Annotated in this window: 17 protein-coding genes and 1 riboswitch; of the genes, 6 read left to right on the top strand and 11 right to left on the bottom strand. The window is 71.8% G+C overall.

Annotated features, from left to right (window positions below; all coding sequences use genetic code 11):
- The first annotated feature begins 78 nt into the window (after positions 1-78).
- The gene (locus tag ABZ208_RS12350; RefSeq protein ID WP_328395547.1) at positions 79-246 is read left to right on the top strand and encodes a hypothetical protein; all 168 of its coding nucleotides are present in this window, start codon (positions 79-81) and stop codon (positions 244-246) included.
- 78 nt (positions 247-324) lie between these two features.
- On the opposite strand, the gene ABZ208_RS12345 is transcribed toward ABZ208_RS12350, so the two are convergent.
- Both ABZ208_RS12345 and ABZ208_RS12340 read right to left on the bottom strand, forming a co-directional pair.
- Entirely contained in the window at positions 325-1125 is an 801-nt protein-coding gene (locus ABZ208_RS12345) for an inositol monophosphatase family protein (RefSeq protein WP_328395549.1), read from the bottom strand.
- An 11-nt stretch (positions 1126-1136) separates the two neighbouring features.
- The gene (locus ABZ208_RS12340; RefSeq protein WP_356909415.1) at positions 1137-2264 is read right to left on the bottom strand and encodes a ferrochelatase; all 1128 of its coding nucleotides are present in this window, start codon (positions 2262-2264) and stop codon (positions 1137-1139) included.
- A gap of 141 nt (positions 2265-2405) precedes the next feature.
- On the opposite strand from ABZ208_RS12340, the gene ABZ208_RS12335 reads away from it, so the two are divergent.
- The 3 genes from ABZ208_RS12335 to sepH all read left to right on the top strand — a co-directional run bounded on the left by ABZ208_RS12335 (position 2406) and on the right by sepH (position 6422).
- Positions 2406-3656, top strand: coding sequence for an MFS transporter (locus ABZ208_RS12335; protein ID WP_356909414.1), 1251 nt, complete (start codon positions 2406-2408; stop codon positions 3654-3656).
- Positions 3607-4935, top strand: coding sequence for a D-arabinono-1,4-lactone oxidase (locus ABZ208_RS12330; RefSeq protein ID WP_356909413.1), 1329 nt, complete (start codon positions 3607-3609; stop codon positions 4933-4935). Before ABZ208_RS12335 ends, ABZ208_RS12330 begins: the two co-directional genes overlap by 50 nt.
- A gap of 437 nt (positions 4936-5372) precedes the next feature.
- Positions 5373-6422 carry a septation protein SepH gene (gene sepH / locus ABZ208_RS12325; RefSeq protein ID WP_356909412.1) on the top strand — a complete coding sequence of 350 codons (1050 nt, stop codon included), beginning with the start codon at positions 5373-5375 and terminating at the stop codon, positions 6420-6422.
- Between the two features lie 547 nt (positions 6423-6969).
- Here the strand turns inward: sepH and ABZ208_RS12320 are convergent.
- Positions 6970-7800: a sulfurtransferase gene (locus ABZ208_RS12320; protein ID WP_356909411.1), complete on the bottom strand. Its 831-nt coding sequence runs from the start codon at positions 7798-7800 to the stop codon at positions 6970-6972.
- A gap of 225 nt (positions 7801-8025) precedes the next feature.
- Here ABZ208_RS12320 and ABZ208_RS12315 point away from each other — a divergent pair, with 225 nt between their 5' ends.
- On the top strand, positions 8026-8799 hold the full coding sequence (locus tag ABZ208_RS12315) for a VOC family protein (RefSeq protein WP_356909410.1): 774 nt from the start codon (positions 8026-8028) through the stop codon (positions 8797-8799).
- On the opposite strand, the gene ABZ208_RS12310 is transcribed toward ABZ208_RS12315, so the two are convergent.
- Genes ABZ208_RS12310 through ABZ208_RS12295 form a run of 4 tightly spaced genes read right to left on the bottom strand, consistent with a single transcriptional unit; the run spans position 8771 to position 14662 of the window.
- Complete coding sequence (locus ABZ208_RS12310; RefSeq protein WP_356909409.1) at positions 8771-9454, bottom strand: thymidine kinase; 684 nt, start codon at positions 9452-9454, stop codon at positions 8771-8773. The two genes, ABZ208_RS12315 and ABZ208_RS12310, sit on opposite strands and share 29 nt — an antisense overlap.
- 60 nt (positions 9455-9514) lie before the next feature.
- Positions 9515-10717 (bottom strand): nucleotide pyrophosphatase/phosphodiesterase family protein, encoded by a 1203-nt coding sequence (locus ABZ208_RS12305; protein ID WP_356909408.1) that lies wholly within the window; start codon positions 10715-10717, stop codon positions 9515-9517.
- A complete protein-coding gene (locus ABZ208_RS12300) occupies positions 10717-11301 on the bottom strand; it encodes a DUF5998 family protein (RefSeq protein ID WP_328395567.1) in 585 nt (194 codons plus the stop codon). Before ABZ208_RS12300 ends, ABZ208_RS12305 begins: the two co-directional genes overlap by 1 nt.
- A gap of 46 nt (positions 11302-11347) precedes the next feature.
- Complete coding sequence (locus ABZ208_RS12295; protein ID WP_356909407.1) at positions 11348-14662, bottom strand: GNAT family N-acetyltransferase; 3315 nt, start codon at positions 14660-14662, stop codon at positions 11348-11350.
- A gap of 167 nt (positions 14663-14829) precedes the next feature.
- Between ABZ208_RS12295 and ABZ208_RS12290 the strand changes: the two genes are divergently transcribed.
- A complete protein-coding gene (locus tag ABZ208_RS12290) occupies positions 14830-15111 on the top strand; it encodes an HPr family phosphocarrier protein (RefSeq protein ID WP_328395571.1) in 282 nt (93 codons plus the stop codon).
- 172 nt (positions 15112-15283) lie between these two features.
- On the opposite strand, the gene ABZ208_RS12285 is transcribed toward ABZ208_RS12290, so the two are convergent.
- The 4 genes from ABZ208_RS12285 to ABZ208_RS12270 all read right to left on the bottom strand — a co-directional run bounded on the left by ABZ208_RS12285 (position 15284) and on the right by ABZ208_RS12270 (position 20117).
- Entirely contained in the window at positions 15284-15961 is a 678-nt protein-coding gene (locus ABZ208_RS12285) for a GntR family transcriptional regulator (protein WP_356909406.1), read from the bottom strand.
- A gap of 215 nt (positions 15962-16176) precedes the next feature.
- Positions 16177-16947 (bottom strand): M23 family metallopeptidase, encoded by a 771-nt coding sequence (locus ABZ208_RS12280; protein ID WP_356909405.1) that lies wholly within the window; start codon positions 16945-16947, stop codon positions 16177-16179.
- Between the two features lie 12 nt (positions 16948-16959).
- A riboswitch (cyclic di-AMP (ydaO/yuaA leader) is annotated at positions 16960-17125 on the bottom strand.
- A 227-nt stretch (positions 17126-17352) separates the two neighbouring features.
- Positions 17353-18720, bottom strand: coding sequence for a pitrilysin family protein (locus tag ABZ208_RS12275; protein WP_356909457.1), 1368 nt, complete (start codon positions 18718-18720; stop codon positions 17353-17355).
- Positions 18721-18737: 17 nt separating this feature from the next.
- Positions 18738-20117: a pitrilysin family protein gene (locus tag ABZ208_RS12270; RefSeq protein WP_356909456.1), complete on the bottom strand. Its 1380-nt coding sequence runs from the start codon at positions 20115-20117 to the stop codon at positions 18738-18740.
- Positions 20118-20183: the final 66 nt, after the last annotated feature.

Below are 20183 nucleotides of genomic sequence, written 5' to 3'. Positions count from 1 at the left end.
TCACCCCACACCCCTGCGTGCGGCAGGGGAACCCCAGGCACACCCCCGTGCCAACGACCTACGCCGAGGGGGCGCACCATGGACGCTTTCACCGCAGGACTGCTGCAGCGCATCAAGGCCGCCGAAACCGACCTCACGCTGGCTCGCCAAACGGGAGACGACTTCCTCGCGGATGTCGAGCAGGCGGAGCTGGACGACCTCCACCGTCTGGCTGCCGAGCACGGCGTCGAAGTACGCGCCGCGTAGTTCTCGGGCACGGAAAAGGGGGCCCGGACAGGGCCCCCTTTTCCGTGCCCGCCCAGGCAGCGAGAGCCGGCGTCGAGCTCAGTCGTGCCACGCCCCCAGGTCCTCCAGGAGAGCCTGCAGGGGCTCGAAGACACCTGGCGTGGCCGCCACGGTCAGGTCACCCGACGGGCGCTCGCCAGGACGGCCGCCCGTCAGGGCTCCCGCCTCCCGGGCGATCAGGTCGCCCGCCGCGAGGTCCCACTCACTGAGGCCGCGCTCGTAGTAGCCGTCCAGGCGGCCGGCCGCCACATCGCTCAGGTCGATGGCCGCCGAGCCGCTGCGCCGGATGTCCCGCAGCTGCGGGATGAGCCGCTGGGCGACATCCGCCTGGTGGGTCCGCACGGTGGCGACGTAGTTGAAGCCGGTGGAGACCAGCGCCTGGTCCAGCGGGGGCGCTGGGCGGCACCGTACGGGCCGGTCGTTGAGGTACGCCCCGCCGCCGCGGACGGCCCGGAAGGTCTCGCGCCGCATCGGGGCCTCCACGACTCCGACGAGCGTCTCGCCGTCCTGTTCCGCGGCGATGGACACGGCCCAGGTGGGCAGGCCGTAGAGGTAGTTCACGGTGCCGTCGAGCGGGTCGATGACCCACCGCACTCCGCTGGTGCCCGGCGCGGACGCGCCTTCCTCACCGAGGAAGCCGTCGTCGGGGCGGTGCTCGGACAGGAAGCCGGTGATCAGCTTCTCGGCGGCGATGTCCATCTCCGTGACGACGTCGATCGGGCTCGACTTGGTCGCCGCGACGCCCAGGTCGTCCGGCCTGCCGTCGCGCAGCAGTTCACCGGCCCGGCGGGCAGCCTCCAGGGCGAGGGTCAGCAGTTCGGACGTCGATGTGCCGGTCACAGGGATCTCCTTCACGCGTACGGGCTGTCGGCGCCCGCTGCCGCGGGCCGCGGTGCGCGGGTCGGGCAGCAGCCGACCGGGCAGAGGTCGTGGCCGGGTCCCAGTGCCCCCAGCGCACAGCGGTCGACCGTCACCCCCCGCTCGGTCGCCGCCCGCTCCAGGACCAGGTCACGCACCGCCGCGGCGAACCGCGGATCGGACCCCACGGTGGCGGACCTGCGCACCGGCAGTCCCAGCTCGGCGGCCTTGGCGGTGGCTTCGGTGTCGAGGTCGTAGAGGACCTCCATGTGGTCCGAGACGAAGCCGATCGGGACCATGACCACGGCGGGTACACCCGCGCCGTGCAGCTCCTCGAGGTGGTCGCAGATGTCGGGCTCGAGCCACGGGATGTGCGGGGCACCGCTGCGGGACTGGTAGACGAGCTGCCAGGGGTGCTCGGTACCGGTCTCCTCCCGCACGGCGTCGGCGATCAGCCGGGCGACGTCGAGGTGCTGGCGTACGTACGCGCCGCCGTCGCCGTGTCCGGACGCGGGACCGGAGGTGTCGGCCGCGGACGTCGGGACGGAGTGCGTCGTGAACGCGAGATGCGCGCCGGCCCGGACGTCTTCGGGCAGGCCGGCGAGCGAGGCGAGGACGCCCTCGATCATGGGCGTCACGAACCCGGGGTGGTTGAAGTAGTGCCGCAGCTTGTCCACCCGGGGCGGCTCGAGCCCTTCGGCCCGCAGCGTCGCGAGCGCGTCGGCGAGGTTCTCGCGGTACTGGCGGCAGCCGGAGTAGGAGGCGTACGCACTGGTGGCGAGCACGGCGATGCGCCGGTGTCCGGCCGTGACCATCTCGCGCAGGGTGTCGGTCAGAAAGGGCGACCAGTTGCGGTTGCCCCAGTACACCGGAAGATCCAGGCCGTGCTCGGCGAAGTCCTTGCGCAGGGCGTCGAGCAGGGCGCGGTTCTGGTCGTTGATGGGGCTGATGCCGCCGAAGAGGAAGTAGTGCCGCCCCACCTCCTTGAGCCGTTCCTTGGGGATACCGCGGCCGCGCGTCACGTTCTCCAGGAACGGAACGACATCGTCCGGGCCCTCCGGACCTCCGAAGGACAGCAACAGCAGGGCGTCGTAAGGGGCGGGATCGCGCTGATCGGACATGGCACCGATCCTGCCACCCGCCGCATTCACCCCGGAAACCGCTGAGCCCGGGAAACCACTGCGCCCGGGAAATCGCCGTGCGTGCGAGGTCGCGCCGGACGTAAGCTGTCCCAGCCGCCCTTACGCCTTACCGGAGAACCAGTGCCCAGTCCCTATCGTGCGATCTTCGCCGCCCCCGGCACACTCGGGTTCTCGGTCGCCGGCTTCCTCGGCCGGATGCCGCTGTCCATGATGGGCATCGGCATCGTCACCATGATCTCCCAGCTCACGGGACGTTACGGCCTGGCGGGTGCGCTCTCCGCAACCCTCGCGATGTCGGCCGCCGTGCTCGGCCCGCAGATATCCCGGATGGTCGACCGGCACGGTCAGCGCAGGGTGCTGCGCCCGGCCACCCTGGTCGCGGTCGCGGCGGCGACGGGTCTGCTGATCTGTGCCCAGCAGGGCCTGGCCGACTGGACGCTGTTCGTGTTCTCGGCGGCCATGGGCTGCGTGCCGAGCGTCGGCGCGATGACCCGCGCACGCTGGGCGGCCATCTACCGGGGATCACCCCGGCAGCTGCACACCGCGTACGCGCTGGAGTCGATCATCGACGAGGTGTGCTTCATCTTCGGCCCGATCGTTTCGATCGGTCTGTCGACGATCTGGTTCCCGGAAGCCGGCCCGTTGCTGGCCGCACTGTTCCTGCTCGCCGGCGTCTGGTGGCTGACGGCGCAGCGCGCCACGGAGCCCCAGCCGCACCCGGCCGGGGAGCACACCGGCGGGTCGGCCCTGCGCTCCCCCGGTCTGCAGGTCCTGGTGGCCGCCTTCGTCGCCACCGGCGCGATCTTCGGCGCCGCGGACGTGGTCACCGTGGCGTTCGCCGAGGAGGAGGGCCACAAGGCCGCGGCGAGCGTGGTGCTCGCCGTGTACGCGCTCGGGTCGTGCCTGGCGGGCACGGTCTTCGGCCTGCTGCATCTGAAGGGTGGACCTTCCCGCAGGTGGGTACTGGGTGTGTGTGCGATGGCCGTGAGTATGATCCCCCTCCAACTGGCCGGGAGCCTGCCGTTCCTGGCCGTGGCGCTCTTTGTCGCGGGCCTTGCCATCGCACCGACGATGGTGACGACCATGGCCCTCGTCGAAGCGCACGTACCGCGCAGCAAACTGACCGAGGGCATGTCCTGGACCGGTACCGGGCTCGCGGTCGGTGTGGCGCTGGGCTCCTCGGCCGCCGGCTGGGTGGTCGACGCGCACGGGGCCGCTGCGGGATACGCGGTGCCCGGGATCGCGGGAGTGCTTGCGGCCGTTGTGGCGTTCCTGGGGTACAGCCGGCTGCGCAGGCCGGTGCCGACGCGGGAGGGGCAGCGTGAGCGGGACGCGCAACAGTCTGAACAGCCAGACCAGCACGTGGCGTAACTGGGCCGGGAATGTGACGGCCCGGCCGGTGCGGGAGGTCACTCCTGCCTCCCCGCAGGAGCTCGCCGACGCCGTGCGCAGCGCGGCAGAGGACAATCTGACGGTGAAGGCCGTCGGTACCGGGCACTCCTTCACCGCCCTGGCGGCCACCGAAGGTGTGCTGATACGGCCCGATCTGCTGACCGGGATCCGGGAGATCGACCGTACATCGATGACCGTGACGGTCGAGGCCGGCACTCCGCTCAAGCGGCTGAACGCGGCCCTCGCCCGTGAGGGCCTGTCGCTCACCAACATGGGCGACATCATGGAGCAGACCGTCGCGGGCGCGACCTCGACCGGCACGCACGGCACGGGCCGCGACTCGGCCTCGATCGCCGCGCAGATCAAGGCCCTTGAGCTGGTGACGGCGGACGGTTCGCTGCTGCACTGCAGCGAGAAGGAGAACCCGGAGGTCTTCGCGGCGGCCCGGATCGGGCTCGGTGCCCTGGGTGTCGTCTCCGCGATCACCCTCGCGGTGGAGCCGGTCTTTCTGCTGACGGCCCGCGAGGAGCCGATGTCCTTCGACAAGGTCACGGCCGAGTTCGACGCGCTCGTCGCGGAGAACGAGCACTTCGAGTTCTACTGGTTCCCGCACACCGGCAACTGCAACACCAAGCGCAACAACCGCAGTGCGGGTCCCGCCGCGCCGGCCGGCGCGGTCAGCGGCTGGATCGAGGACGAGCTGCTCTCCAACGGCGTGTTCCAGGTGGCCTGTTCCGTGGGCCGGGCGTTCCCCGCGGCCATCCCGGCGATCGCGAAGGTCTCCAGCCGTGCACTGTCCGCCCGTTCGTACACGGACATCCCGTACAAGGTGTTCACCTCGCCGCGCCGGGTGCGGTTCGTCGAGATGGAGTACGCGCTGCCGCGCGAGGCTCTGGTCACCGCGCTGCGCGAGCTCAAGGCGATGGTCGAACGCTCGCCGCTGCGGGTCAGTTTCCCGGTGGAGGTGCGTACGGCTCCGGCGGACGACATCACGCTGTCCACGGCCTCGGGCCGGGACAGTGCGTACATCGCCGTGCACATGTACCGGGGGACGCCGTACCAGTCGTACTTCACCGCGGCGGAGAGGATCATGACCGCGCACGGCGGACGGCCGCACTGGGGCAAGGTCCATACACGGGACGCCGCTTACCTCGGCGAGGCGTACCCGCGGTTCGGCGAGTTCACGGCGCTGCGCGACCGGCTGGACCCGCAGCGGATCTTCCAGAACCCCTATCTGCGGCGGGTGTTGGGCGACTGACTCCCCCTGGCGAATAGTTCTGTTTCTTCCGGTTTCCAAGAACCGCTACACCCGTCCTCCCGGGGCCTCGGAGCCCAACTCCCGCGCCCCGGGAGAAGTTCGGCGGCGCGGCGGTCCACCCCGATGGCCCGAATGGAGTACTGTGGCCAGCCTTGGGTCCGGTCCCCTCGTGACGTCCGGGCCCCGGACAAGGGGGCCGAAAGCGGCACTCGATCCGGCGAAGCCGCGGTGTCGCACGGAAGTCTGTTGCGGAGAGTGACTTCATCGTCACTCTGAGTCGTAAATAGATAACCGTGCCATAACGGCGATCCAGGGCCTGTGCCCGACACGCCGGGGAACTCGGCAAGGTTGTGGCAGGCTGCACCCGGGCAGGCCACACTCGACTAGCGGAAGCAGCGACGCAGGTGACGTCGGCAGGCACCACCCGGGAGGTCCCCATGCCCGAACTGCGTGTCGTGGCCGTCTCCAACGACGGCACACGACTGGTGCTCAAGGCTGCGGACAGCACGGAATACACGCTTCCGATCGATGAGCGTCTGCGTGCCGCCGTGCGCAACGACCGTGCCCGCCTCGGCCAGATCGAGATCGAGGTGGAAAGCCACCTCCGCCCCCGCGACATCCAGGCCCGTATACGCGCCGGTGCCTCCGCGGAGGAAGTCGCGCAGCTCGCCGGCATCCCCGTCGACCGTGTACGCCGTTTCGAGGGACCGGTGCTCGCGGAGCGCGCCTTCATGGCGGAGCGGGCCCGCAAGACTCCCGTACGCCGCCCCGGTGAGAACACGGGGCCGCAGCTCGGGGAGGCCGTGCAGGAGCGGCTGCTGCTGCGTGGCGCCGAGAAGGACACCGCGCAGTGGGACTCGTGGCGCCGCGACGACGGCACCTGGGAAGTTCTGCTGGTCTACCGGGTGGCGGGCGAACCGCACTCGGCGAGTTGGACCTATGACCCGCCGCGGCGGCTCGTCCAGGCCGTCGACGACGAGGCGCGCGCGCTGATCGGCGAGACCGACGACTCGATCGCGCAGGAGCCGAGCTTCCCGTTCGTGCCCCGTATCGCACGGCTGCCCAGGGACCGTCCGCTGGACCGCGCCCTGGACCGCCAGATCGAGCGTCCCGGTACGGCCGTACCCTCGTCCGACACGGACGACACGGGCGAGCGGGACTCGCTGACCAGCCTTCTGGAAGCGGTGCCGAGCTTCCGGGGTGACATGGTCGTACCGGAGCGGCCCGCACAGCCCGAGCCGGCGGCCATCGAGCCGGCACAGGAGCCCGACGAGGCGGAGGAGCCGGTCGCACCGGCGGCATCGGCGGGCGCGGGTTCGGCGTACGCCGATGTCCTGATGCCGCGCTCGGTGGCGGGTCACCGCGAGCGCCTCACAGGCACCACGGACCGCCAGGCAGAGGCGGACGGTGTCCGCCCGGGGCGCCGCGCGGCGGTCCCGAGCTGGGACGAGATCGTCTTCGGCACGCGCCGCAAGAAGCAGGACTAGGGCTCCCTTCCGGATCAGGCCGGACCAGTGAGCGGGGTCTGGCGCTTGGGGTACATCTCCCGTGCCCGAAGGGCAACGGGAGACATCGCAGGCGGTGGAGGGAGGCATGGCGGAGCCATACCGACCGACGACAACGCAGCGCGGGGGTATCACCCACGCCGAAGGCTGTGGGTGACCAGGTCAAGCGAGCCCGGCAGGATCCGGACGAGTGGGCCCTGACTCAGGATGTCCCGAAGGGGCCCGGCACAGTGGACGTGCCGGGCCCGTTCGCGTGCGGGAGGCACCACCGACCGGCTGTCGGCGGGCGACGCGCGCGAAGTCCCGGCACGCGACAAGTCCTGCCCCGGGCAACGAGCTCGAGGCCCCACGGGCGACGCTTCTGGTGGTGCCGGGACGCCGCTGCCTGCGTGTCCGCCTGCGCTGCGGCGCCGTCCGCGGTGCCGTGCAGGCCGTACCTGCTGCGCACGACCGCCTTGGTCCGGTCCCGGACCTGCCCGATCTGCCGCGTCGGGTCCCGGCGCGCCGGCGCCACCGCGTCGGTCCGCCGTCAGCCCGGCTGCGGCCCCGTGGCCACCGGGCGCGCCGGGTCCCCGGACCATTCCGACCAGGAACCCGCGTACAGGACCGGTTCGAAGCCCGCGAGTTCCAGAGCCACCGCCTGCTGCGCGGCCGAAACACCCGAGCCGCAGTAGACGCCGACCGTCTTCGCGTCCTGACCCGCGCCGAGTTCGACGAAGCGCGCGGTCAGCCTTTCGGGTGAAAGGAAGCGTCCGTTCTCGTCGACGTTCTCCGTCGTCGGGGCCGAGACCGCGCCGGGGATATGACCGGCGACCCGGTCGATGGGCTCCACCTCGCCGCGGTAGCGCTCCCCCGCCCGTGCGTCCAGCAGCAGGCCGTCGCGGGCCCATCCGGCCGCTCCGTCCGCGTCGAGCAGCCCGAGCGCGCCCGGCTGCGGGGTGAACGTACCCTCCACGGGCTCGGGACTCTTGGTCTCCAACGGGCCCGCCCAGGCGGCGAGTCCGCCGTCGAGGACACGGACGTTCTCGTGCCCCGTCCAGCGCAGCAGCCACCAGGCGCGGGCCGCGCCCCACCCCTTGTCCGCGTCGTACGTCACGACGGGCGTCTGTGCGGAGATTCCGGCGCGGCGCATGGCCGCGCCGAAGGCCGCCACGTCGGGCAGGGGGTGCCGGCCGCCGGCACCGGGGGGTCCTGCCAGCTCGGCGTCGAGGTCGACGAAGACGGCGCCCGGGATGTGACCGGCCTCGTAGTCGGGCCGGCCGTGCGGCCCGCCCAGTTGGTAGCGGACGTCCAGCAGGACCGGCGGGGTGGGGCCGGCGAGCTCGTTCGCAAGATCGACTGCGGAGATGATGGGATCCATGGAGACCATCCTCGCGCAGCCACCGGCCGATCCGTAACGCCCCGGAAACGGATGAGTGACATCAAAACGGGCATCCTTCGGCAGGAACCCGCCAAAACCGGCGCGGCCGGGGCCCGCCGGACCCCTCGTGGTGGAAGCATCTGCGTGGGCGCGGCCGTTCTTACAGGAACAGCACGCGCCGGTCCCCCCGCACGGCCACCACGATGGTCCGAGGAGAGAGTGACGATGACCGAGGCGACTCGGCGCACACCTGGCACACCCTGTTGGGTGAGCTTGATGGCGCACGGCCTTGACTCGACGCAGGAGTTCTACGCGTCACTGTTCGGCTGGGAGTTCTCCCCCGGCCCGGCACAGCTCGGCCCGTACGTCCGCGCGCTGATCGACGGCAAGGAGGTCGCGGGCATCGGCAGACTGCCGGCCGACCGGCACCTGCCGGTCGCCTGGACACCGTATTTCGCCACGGACGACGCGGATGCGACCGCCGAGGTGATCCGCAGCTGCGGGGGCACCGTCGGGGTGGGCCCGCTGGACGCGGGGGACGCGGGCCGGTTGGCCATCGGCTCCGACCCGGGAGGCGCGGTGTTCGGCATCTGGCAGGTCGCCGCGCACCGGGGCACCGCGGTGCACGGCACCCATGGCACACCGGTGTGGAACGAGCTCTTGACCCGGGAGACCTCTTCCGTCGGGAAGTTCTACCAGGCGCTGTTCGACTACGAGGTGGAGCCTGTCGTCTCGGCCGACTTCGACTGTCTGACCCTGCGCCTCGCCGGACGGCCGGTGGCGTCCCTGCACGGTGTCGGCCATGCGCTGCCCCGCAGCCGGGGCAGCCGCTGGATGACCTACTTCGAGGTCGAGGACACCGACGCGGCCGCGCACCAGGTGCTGGAGCTGGGCGGGAAGGTGGTGGAGCAGCCCCGGGACGGCGCCACAGGGCGGCTCGCCACGGTGGCGGACCCGGAGGGCGCGGTGTTCACGATCGTACGGTCGGAGAGTCCCTGACGATCTCGCCGTCCTCGACGGGGAGGACGTCCGGGGAGAGCGCGGCAGCACGGGCGGTGGCCGCGGTCATCCGTCGGCGGTGGTGGCGCCGGCACAACACCTCGTAACCGATCACGTCCGTCGGCTGGTGGACGTCCCCGACGACGACCTGCGCGCCCTCGACGACCATCACCCCACCCACGGTGCGCGCGTTGTGCGTGGCGCGGGCGCCGCACCAGCACAGCGCCTCGACCTGGAGTACCTCGACGCGGTCGGCGAGTTCGACGAGCCGCTGGGAGCCGGGGAAGAGCTTGGAGCGGAAGTCCGTGGTGATACCGAAGGCGAAGACGTCCAGCTCCAGGTCGTCGACGACCCGGGCGAGCTGGTCGATCTGTTCGGGCGCGAGGAACTGCGCCTCGTCGGCGATCACATAGTCGCAGCGGCCGCCCTTGGAGAGATGGGCGACAAGATACGCGTAGAAGTCGAAGCCCTCCGCGGCCTCGACCGCGTCGGTCACCAGACCGAGGCGCGAGGAGAGCTTGCCCTCGCCGGCCCGGTCGTCGCGGGTGAAGATCATGCCCTGAAGGCCGCGCGTGGAGCGGTTGTGCTCGATCTGGAGAGCCAGGGTCGACTTCCCACAATCCATCGTTCCAGAGAAGAACACCAGCTCGGGCATGGAGAGTTGAGGACCTTTCGGGTCTGTGCGCGCGATCGGGAGCGTGGCGGCGTGGGCGGGCTACGAGCGTACTTCGAGGAGCGGGACGAGCTGCTCGAGAGGGGTCATCGAACCATGCATCCCGACCATCGCCGACTCGTTGGGCTCGTTGACCGAGGCGGTGATCACCACGTCGTCGCAGGCGGCAGCGACAACGTCACCGATCCGCGCGTACACCCGCTCGTCGACACCGGGGCCGAACCAGCCGGCCGCGATCGCCTCGTCGCGGCTTGCCACCCAGAACTGCTCGCCCAGCACCTCGCGCCACACCGTGAGCACATCGGACTCGGCGCCCGGGACGGCGTAGACATGGCGGGCACGGCCCTCGCCGCCCAGCAGGGCGACACCGGCACGAAGCTCCCAGTCCTCGTCGAAGTCGATGCGCGACTGCTCGTCGAACGGGATGTCGATCATGCCGTGGTCGGCGGTGACATACAGGGCGGCGCGGGGGGGCAGCTGCTCGGCGAGGCGCTGCACCATCCGGTCCACGTACATCAGCTGGCCGCGCCAGGCGTCGGAGTCCACGCCGAAGCGATGGCCCTTGCCGTCGACGTCGCTGTAGTACGTGTAGACCAGGGACCGGTCGCCGGCCGCCAGCTGCTCGGCGGCGAGGTCCATGCGCTCCTCGCCCGAGAGCCGGCCGTGGAACGTGCCGCCGCTGAGTGCGACCTTGGTGAGCGGGGTGTGCTCGAACGTCGGCGACGTCACCTGCGCGGTGTGCACGCCTGCCGCGTCGGCGAGCTGGAAGACGGTGGGGTACGGCTGCCAGGCGCGCGGCGAGGTCCACGGCTTCCAGCGCAGCTGGTTCATCAGCTCGCCGGTCTCGGGGTTGCGCGCGGTGTAACCGGGCAGGCCGTGCGCGCCTGGCGGCAGTCCGGTGCCGACGGAGGCCAGCGAGGTGGCGGTCGTGGCGGGGAAGCCGGCCGTGAGCGGGCGCCCGGTGCCGCCGCGTGAGGTGCCGAGGAGCGAGGTCAGATAGGGGGCCTCGTCGGGGTGGGCCTTGATCTGCTCCCAGCCGAGGCCGTCGATCAGGAAGACGCAGTTGCGGTCGGCGGGGGTGAGCTCGGGCAGGCTCTGTATGAGCCCCGGCACCCCCTGTCCGGCGGCGAGCGTCGGCAGCAGATCGGCGAGGGAGCCGCTGCCGTACGCGGGGACGGGCGCGGTGTCGAGAGGCAGCGGGACGGGTTCGTCCGGCCAAACGGCGGGCTGGGCAGGCTGGACCATCAGCGTGTGGCTGCCGTGGCTTCGGAGAGCGCCTGAGCGAAGGCGAGGGTCTGACGGACGGTGTCCGGGCCGTCGCCGGCCTCGCTGACGCGCAGGCTGAGGTCGTCGGCGGTGGAGTTGCCCGTGTAGCCGTGGTCGGCATCGCAGTTCGGGTCGCCGCAGGCGGCGGGCTCGAGGTCGATACGGGAGACGGCGCCCCAGCCGATGGTGAGAACGACCTCGCGCGGCAGGGTGCCGGGGGTGTACGACTCCGGGTTCGCGACGACCCGGCTGACCACGACGGACGAGATCCGGCCGAGCTTGACCGACTCGGTGGAGGTGGTGGCGTACGGCGTCGGGGAGCTGGAGTCGGCGGCCTGCTCGTCGGTGTGGCTGACGATGAAGCGGTTGGCGGTCAGGACGAGGACCGTGACATGGCGGCGCACTTCGTTGGCGTCGAAGGTGGTCTCCTGGTGCACCAGGTACGACGCGATCTGCTCGCCACCGACAGCGGCCTCCACCGCATCGGCCACGAGGGCCGGGTAATAGCCGCTGCGCTCGATCGCCGCGCGCAGCCCCTGGGTCGTCGTACCGGTCTTCGCCATGCGGTCCATCCTACGGGGCCATGGGGACGGTGAGCGCTCAGTAGCTTCAGACGCTGGGGAGCCTGCGGGGACCCAGGTCGGTCCGGGCGGGTGAGGGTGCGAGGCGTACGGATGCGCCCAGCACGGAGAGGCCGCGCTGCGCGACGACGACCGGTTCAAGGCTGATGTCGACCACTTCAGGGTGATCGTCGACCAGCCGCGACACACGGAGCAGGAGCTCCTCCAGCGCGGCGGTGTCGGCCGGCGCGGAGCCGCGCCAGCCGAACAGGAGCGGGGCGGTACGGATGCTCCGGATCAGCTCGGCGGCGTCGCGGTCGGTGGCCGGGACGAGCCGGTGGGCGGTGTCACCGAGCAGCTCGGACGGCGCGCCGGCCAGTCCGAAGGAGAGCACGGCGCCGACGCCGGGGTCGATGGCGGCGCGCACGACGGTGTCCACCCCGCGCGGAGCCATCGCCTGGACGACGGGCTGCAGCTCGGCCGGCTTGCCGAGAACTTCGGTCAACTCGTGGTACGCCTGCCGCAGTTGTACCTCGTCGGCCAGATCCAGCCGCACACCGCCGAGGTCGGCACGGTGGCGCAGGTGCGGCGCGGTGGTCTTGAGGGCGACGGGATAGCCGAGCTGCTCGGCGGCCCGGACGGCGGCGTCGGGATCCGGCGCGGGGAGCGCGGTGCGGACGTCGATGCCGTAGCGGGCGAGCAGCTCGTGCGCGTCGGTGGCGTCGAGGGTGAACCCCCGGAGATCCCCGGGCCCCCCGAGCAGCCGCTCGATCTGTCCGGCTGCTCCTGCCTCGTCGATGTCGTCGTACTCGGGCACCTTGCCGGGCTCGGCGGCGTCGCGACGCCACTGGGCGTAGCGGGCCGCTTCGGCGAGGGCCCGGACGGCGCGCTCGGCGGCCGGGTAGGCGGGAATGCGGTTGCCGCTCGCCGGCCCGTCCACGGCGGCACCCGCCGGCGACTGTGCGGCCCCGGGACCCGCTCCCCCGAACGGTCCCGTGCCGCCGGGAGCGGCGCTGCGGTCGTGGACCCGCGCCGGCTCTGTGTGCGATGCGCCCGCGGCAGCGGATGCCGTACCGGCCGGGCCCCTGCCGGCGCGCAACGCGTCCGCGGCTTCGCCGTGCGGTGCCGTGAAGCGCGGGCCCTGCCCGTCACTCACCGGTCCGGTCGCCGGAGTCGCTTCTCCGGGGGCACCGCCCCGGGAGCCGATGGTGCTGCCGGAGGCCGCACCCCGCGCGCCGGTGCTGCTGCCAGAGGCCGCGGCGTCGGTGCCCTGCGATGACGTACCGGCCCGGCCGGACGCCGGAGCCGCGCCACCGGAGGCCGCACCCCGCGCGCCGGTGCTGCCGCCGGAGGCAGCGGCGTCCGCCGAGGCCGTGCCGGGCGCCTCGGCTTCGACGCGCGGTGCGCCGACCAGGTGCGGGCCGACGGGTGCGGTTCCCGCGCCGGGACGGGGTCGCTCCGGCTCCCTGAGCCGCGGGCTCGTCCCCCCGGGGCGGGATCCGCTCGTGCCGGTCGCCGCCGAGAGCGCCTCCGCCAGGCCGCCCAGCTCCACGTGCACCACGGCCACCGGCTTCGCCGGAGACGTGGCCGCCGCCGCACGCAAGGCCTCCGCCAGGACCTCGCCGTCGCCCGATTCGGTGACCCCGTTCTCACCCACCCAGGGAATCGCGGTGACCACCACGGCATCGCATGCGTCGTCGTGCAGCGCCTCCACGAGCGCGGCGCGGAAGTCCGCGGGTGTCGCCGCCGTCGTGAGGTCGAGCGGCCGGAGCGGACGCAGGCCCTCTGTCAGACACGCGTCGTACGTGAGCAGTCCAAGGGACTCGGAGTTGCCGAGGATGGCCACCCGCGGCCCCTTGGGCAGCGGCTGCCCGGCCAGCAGCAGCCCCGCGTCGACGAGTTCGGTGACCGTGTCGACCCGGATCACGCCCGCCTGACGCAGCAGCGCCCCGACCGTCGCGTCGGGGATCCGGGTCACGGGCACGGCGTGCCCGGGGGGCGTGGCACCGCTGTGGCGGGCTCCCTTGACGACGACGACCGGCTTCACCGCCGCCGTACGCCGGGCGAGCCGGGTGAACTTGCGCGGGTTGCCGAGGGATTCGAGGTACATCAGGACCACGTCCGTGCCGGGGTCCTCGTACCAGTACTGCAGGAAGTCGTTGCCGGACACGTCCGCCCGGTTGCCGGACGAGATGAAGGCCGACAGCCCCGCGCCGCGCCGGTGCAGCCCGGACAGCAGGGCGATGCCGATCGCCCCCGACTGGGTGAACAGGCCGATACGTCCGGGCACCGGCGCCTCGGGGGCGAGCGAGGCGTTGAGCCGTACCGCGTCCGCGGTACTGATGATCCCGAACGAGTTGGGGCCGATGATGCGCATCCCGTACGAACGGGCCTGGCGCACCAGTTCGCGCTGGCGTTCCCGGCCGGCCGCGCCGCTCTCGGCATACCCGGCGGTGAGGACGACCAGTCCCTGGACGCCGTGCTCTCCGCAGTCGGCGACCACCTCCGGCACGCGTTCGGCAGGGACGGCGACGATCGCGAGGTCGACCGGCTCGCCGATCTCCGCGACCGAACGCACTGCGGGGACGCCGTCGATCTCGGTCGGGTCCTCGGGGAAGGCGCGGTTCACGGCGTAGGTGCGCCCGGTGTACCCCCCGCCGAGGAGGTTGCGCAGCGCGGTGCGGCCCACGCCACCGGGCGCGCGGCCCACTCCGACCACGGCGACCGAGCCGGGTGCGAGGAGGCGCTGTACCGAGCGGGCCTCGGCGCGCTGCTCCCTGCCGCGCTGGACGGCGAGGGACCTGGCCGTCGGTTCGAGGTCGAGGGTCAGATGGACCGAGCCGTCCTCGAAGCTGCGCTTCTGGGTGTAGCCGGCGTCCGTGAACACCTTGATCATCTTGTTGTTGGCGGGCAGCACCTCTGCCGCGAACCGCCTGATACCGCGCTCCCTGGCGACCGCCGCGATGTGTTCCAGCAGCGCGGACGCCACACCCCGGCCCTGATGGGCGTCCTGGACCAGGAAGGCGACCTCGGCCTCGTCGGCAGGCGCACTGGCAGGGCGGCCCTGCGCGTTGATCCGGTCGAAGCGGACGGTCGCGATGAACTCGCCGCCGACCGTGACCGCGAGCCCCACCCGGTCCACGTAGTCGTGGTGGGTGAACCGGTGGACGTCCTTGGCGGACAGGCGGGGGTAGGGCGCGAAGAACCGGTAGTACTTCGACTCGTCGGAGACCTGCTCGTAGAAGCTGACCAGCCGGTCGGCGTCCTCGGTGGTGATGGGCCTGATGCGCGCGGTGCCGCCGTCGCGCAGCACCACGTCCGCTTCCCAGTGATCGGGGTAAGCGTGCTCCGACGAGGTCTGCATGGGGCCAGCGTACGGCCCACCCCACGGGTCGCGGAGGCTGTTGCCGACGGGCAGGCTGGACAGCGCCGATCGGCGGCCTCGCACCGGCCCGCCCACCGGCGCGAGGAGCACGCCACCACCCGTGAGAGACTGGTCTAGACAACCCCGAAGACTTGAAGGGCAACACCATGGCTGAGCGCCGCGTCACTGTCGGCTGGGCCGAGGGCCTTCACGCCCGCCCCGCGTCCATCTTCGTCCGTGCCACCACGGCCTCCGGCGTCCCCGTGACGATCGCGAAGGCCGACGGCACTCCGGTCAACGCCGCGTCCATGCTCGCCGTGCTGGGTCTCGGCGCACAGGGCGGCGAAGAGATCGTGCTCGCCTCGGAGGCCGAGGGCGCCGAAGCCGCCCTGGACCGCCTGGCCAAGCTGGTCGCCGAGGGCCTCGAGGAACTCCCCGAGACCGTCTGACGCGTTCGGCCGCGCAACCGGGCGGTCGAATTCATGGCGAAGCCGCGGCATCCCGAATCAGGGACACCGCGGCTTCACTCTTTCCCCTGGCCCTTTAAATACCGCACGGAATTCGGGCAGCAGAAATAGGCCCGCTGCACGGCATTACACATCTTTGTATACGGCGCCCGTGTTAATGACGGACGCTCGCGGTGTTTACGGCATGTTGCGAAGTCCTCACCCACTCGGGACGGCGCAGCCGGTGGGCCACCGCGGCCCGCTCCGCGTGCAGGGCGGTCAGGGTCCTGGCCCGCTCCACGTCCCCGCGCGCCACGGCGTCCACGATCGCGCCGTGCTCGGCCCAGGACTCGACGGGCTTGGCGGGCTGCTCCACGGTGTACATCCACGCGATCTTGTGGCGCAGCTGGGTGAGCAGGGCGGTCAGCCCCGGGCTGCCGCAGGCCTGGGCGAGCGTCTCGTGGAACCAGCTGCCGAGCGAACGCAGATCCTCGCCCTCACCGCGACGCGCCCGCTCCTGCCCCAGCCTGACCAGGCCGCGGAGCACCTTGAGGTGCGCCTCGGTGCGCCGCTGCGCCGCCCGTGCCGCCCCCAGGGGCTCCAGCAGCAGCCGGATCTCCAGCAGGTCGGCCGCCTCCTGCTCGGTGGGTTCGGCGACATGGGCGCCGGCGTGCCGGCGGCTGACGACGAAGCCCTCGGACTCCAGGGTGCGCAGGGCCTCGCGGACCGGGACCCGGGAGACCCCGTAGCGGCGGGCGAGCTGTTCCTCGGTCAGTCTGCTGCCGCGCTCGAACACACCGGAGACGATGTCGTCGCGGATCGCCGTGCATACCGAGTGCGCGGGAATGCGCATGACCGAACCTCCGCTTTAATCCGCGCGAAACGCCGCCGACGGTGCGCGTTCCCACCCCTGTTCCTGGCCGTGACTCTATTGCAATCGGCGTGATTTTCCGATGGCAGACCGAAATTCATGGATATCTTTTGGCCAGTACAAGTAACGCCGAAGGCCCCGGCGGCGGGCCAGGGCCTTCGATGTGGTGCTCGGGTCGGTTGCGGGCGGCGCCGGCGTCAGACCGTGACGCCGCGGGAGCGCAGGTACGCGAGCGGGTTGATGTCGGAGCCGTAGTCCGCGGTGGTCCGGGCCTCGAAGTGGAGGTGCGGGCCGGTGGAGTTGCCGGTGGAGCCCGCCCGACCGATCTGCTGGCCGGGGATGACCCGCTGGCCGACCGAGACGCCGATGGACGAGAGGTGACCGTACTGGGTGTACGTGCCGTCGTTCATCCGGATCACGACGTTGTTGCCGTACGCACCGCCCCAGCCGGCCTCGACGACCGTGCCGGAGCCGACGGCCACGACCGAGGTGCCGGAGGCGGCATGGAAGTCGATGCCGGTGTGGCTGCCGGAGGACCACTGCGCACCGCCGGCCTGGTAGGCGGTGGAGACGTAGGAGCCGGCGACGGGCAGCTGGAAGGAGTTGAGGCGACGGCGCTCGGCCTCACGGGCGGCGCGCTCCTCGGCCTCGCGGGCGGCCTTGACGCGGGCCTCGGCCTTGCGCTTGGCCTCGGCCGCGGCCTTGGCCTGGGCGGCGGCCCTGGCGGCCTCCTCCTTCTGCGCGGCAGCCTGGTCGGCGACCTCGTCGGCGACGGTGTCCACCGCCACGACCTGGGTCAGGCCGGTGTCCTCGGGCGAGGGGGCTTCGGAGTCGGCGGCGAGGGCCGGAGAGGCGAGGGTTCCGATGACGCCGGTGGTGGCGAGGGTCGCGACGGAGGCCATGCCCGCGCTGCGACGCGCCAGCCGGCTCGGACCACGATGTTTCCCGGTGGCACGGGTGAACGCCATGAAAAGGCTGGTCCTTTCCTTCCTTCTCGCCTACCGGGTTAGCTGACGGGTTCGGAGCAGGAAGGTCTCCTACGGGCACCTCCGCACGGGGTGCGAAGGCATCCGATTCACCCCAGGGACTGAGTGGGTCCCCGGCTCCCCAGGCTCGCGCCTGACGGGGACTCGGCGATGACTGTCCGTGCCGCGGATGCGGCGGGCTACGGCGAACAGCCGGATTGACGCTAGGCCGATCTTCATCCGATCGCCAAAAATTCAGCGTCTTTTGTAGCGCATGCCACAGGGCATACTCCCAACTGCCGTATGAAAACGGACAAAAGACGGAACCCCGGCATCACACCTGAAGCCGGGGTTCCACTTGCCGGTTTTGAGTTGTATGTCTGCTGCGCGGGTCGTCCCGCGGCGCAATCAGCCGCTGACGACGGTCACTTCACCGATACCGAGCGCCCGCACCGGCTCCTCGATCTGCGACGCGTCACCGACAAGCACCGTGACCAGCCGGTCCACCGGGAAGGCGTTGACGGCCGCCGCGGTCGCCTCGACCGTGCCCGTCTCGGCCAGCCGCCTGTACAGCTCCGCCTGGTAGTCGTCCGGGAGGTGCTGCTCGACCTGGTCGGCGAGCGTGCCCGCCACGGACGCCGCCGTCTCGTACTTCAGCGGGGCGACGCCCACCAGGTTCTGCACGGCGACGTCGCGCTCGGCATCGGTCAGACCCTCGGCCGCCAGTGTGCGCAGCACCTTCCACAGGTCGTCCAGCGCCGGGCCGGTGTTGGGCGTGTCGACCGAGCCGCTGATGGCGAGCATCGACGCACCGGTGCCGTCGGGCGCGGACCGGAGCACCTGGCCGAAGGCCCGTACGCCGTAGGTGTAGCCCTTCTCCTCGCGCAGCACACGGTCGAGGCGGGAGGTGAGGGTGCCGCCCAGGCAGTACGCGCCCAGCACCTGGGCCGGCCAGACGCGGTCGTGGCGGTCCGGGCCGATGCGGCCGATGAGCAGCTGGGTCTGCACCGCTCCGGAACGGTCCACGATGACCACCCGGCCGGTGTCGTCGGCGGTGATCGGCGGTACCGGACGGGACTCGGTCTTGTCGCCGGTCCAGGCGCCGAGGGTGTCGGCGAGCACGGCGTCCAGATCGACCCCCGTGAGGTCACCGACGATCACGGCAGTGGCGGTGGCGGGCCGCACATGGGCCGCGTAGAAGGCCCGCACCGCCGCGGAGTCGATCCCCGCCACGGTCTCCTCCGTGCCCTGACGCGGCCGCGACATGCGCGAGCTCGCAGGGAAGAGCTCCTTGGAGAGCTGCTTGGCGGCGCGCCTGGCCGGGTTCGCCGTCTCGTGCGGGATCTCGTCCAGCCGGTTGCGCACCAGGCGATCGACCTCGCTGTCGGCGAAGGCGGGCGTGCGCAGTGCCTCGGCCAGCAGCCCGAGCGCCTTGGGCAGCCGGGAGGCCGGGACCTCAAGGGAGACCCGGACGCCGGGGTGGTCGGCGTGCGAGTCGAGCGTGGCGCCGCAGCGCTCGAGCTCGGCCGCGAACTCCTCGGCGCTCCACTTGTCGGTGCCCTCCGACAGGGCGCGCGCCATGATCGTGGCGACGCCGTCCAGACCGTCCGGCTCGGCGTCCAGCGGGGCGTCGAGGAAGATCTCGACGGCCACCACCTGCTGGCCGGGGCGGTGGCAGCGCAGCACGGTCAGACCGTTCTCCAGCGTGCCGCGCTCGGGGGCGGGGAAGGCCCAGGGCCGGGCGGTGCCGGGGGTGGGCTGCGGGTGGAAGTCCATGGTCACGGCAGCGTCACTCACTGGTCCGCGCCCTCCTGCTCGTCGTTGTCGGCGGAGGTGTCCGCCGAGCCGGCCTCGTCGCCTTCCTCGCCCTTGTCCTCGGATGCGGGCTCGTACACGAGGACCGCCCTGTTGGTGGGGTGCAGCCGGGCCTTGGCAACCGCCTGCACCTCCTCAGCGGTGACCTCGAGTACCCGCCGCACGGCGGTCAGCGCGAGCTGCGGGTCGCCGAACAGCACGGCGTACCGGCACAGTTCGTCGGCCCGGCCGGCGACGGTGCCGAGCCGGTCCAGCCACTCACGCTCCAGCTGCGCCTGGGCCCGCTCCATCTCCTCGGGCGTGGGGCCCTCGGCGGCGAACCGTGCCAGCTCCTCGTCGACCGCGGCCTCGATCTGCGGGACCTCGACGCCGCCGGACGTCTTGACGTCCAGCCAGCCCAGCGACGGCGCGCCTGCGAGGCGCAGCAGGCCGAAGCCTGCCGCGACAGCCGTCTGGTCACGGCGCACCAGGCGGTTGTGCAGCCGGGAGGACTCGCCGCCGCCGAGGACGGTGAGCGCCAGGTCTGCGGCGTCGCACTCGCGTGTGCCGTCGTGCGGCAGGCGATAGGCGGCCATCAGCGCGCGGGCCGGGACCTCCTCGACGATCTCCTCGCGCAGCTGCTCGCCGATGTTCTCGGGCAGGGAGCCGTCGCGCGGGGGCTGCTTGCCGTCGTGGCCGGGGATGGAGCCGAAGTACTTCTCGATCCAGGCGAGCGTCTCCTCCGGATCGATGTCGCCGACGACCGACAGCACCGCGTTGTTCGGCGCGTAGTAGGTGCGGAAGAAGGCGCGGGCATCCTCGAGGGTCGCCGCGTCCAGGTCGGCCATCGAGCCGATCGGGGTGTGGTGGTACGGGTGGCCCTCCGGGTAGGCGAGGGCGGTGAGCCGCTCGAAGGCCGTGCCGTACGGCACGTTGTCGTACCGCTGGCGGCGCTCGTTCTTGACGACGTCGCGCTGGTTCTCCATCGACTCGTCGTCGAGGGCGGCCAGCAGCGACCCCATGCGGTCGGCCTCGAGCCAGAGCGCCAGCTCCAGCTGGTGGGTCGGCATGGTCTCGAAATAGTTGGTGCGCTCGAAGCTCGTCGTGCCGTTCAGCGAGCCGCCGGCTCCCTGGACGAGCTCGAAGTGGCCGTTCCCCTTCACCTGGCCCGAGCCCTGGAACATCAGGTGCTCGAAGAGGTGGGCGAGGCCCGTGCGGCCCTCGACCTCGTGGCGTGAGCCGACGTCGTACCAGAGGCAGACCGCGGCGACCGGGGTCAGGTGGTCCTCGGAGAGCACCACGCGCAGGCCGTTGGCCAGGCGGTGCTCTGTCGCTGTCAGGCCGCCGGAGTCGGCCTGCGCTGTGGCCGTGTGACCCATGGGCATGTACGTCCCTTCGATCGCGAAACTGTAATTGCTGCCAGACCTGCCACTGTATGCAAGCGC

Source organism: Streptomyces sp. NPDC006208 (assembly GCF_040613775.1).
In the GTDB taxonomy this organism is placed as follows: Bacteria; Actinomycetota; Actinomycetes; order Streptomycetales; family Streptomycetaceae; genus Streptomyces.
This window is presented reverse-complemented; position numbering and strand designations above follow the sequence as displayed.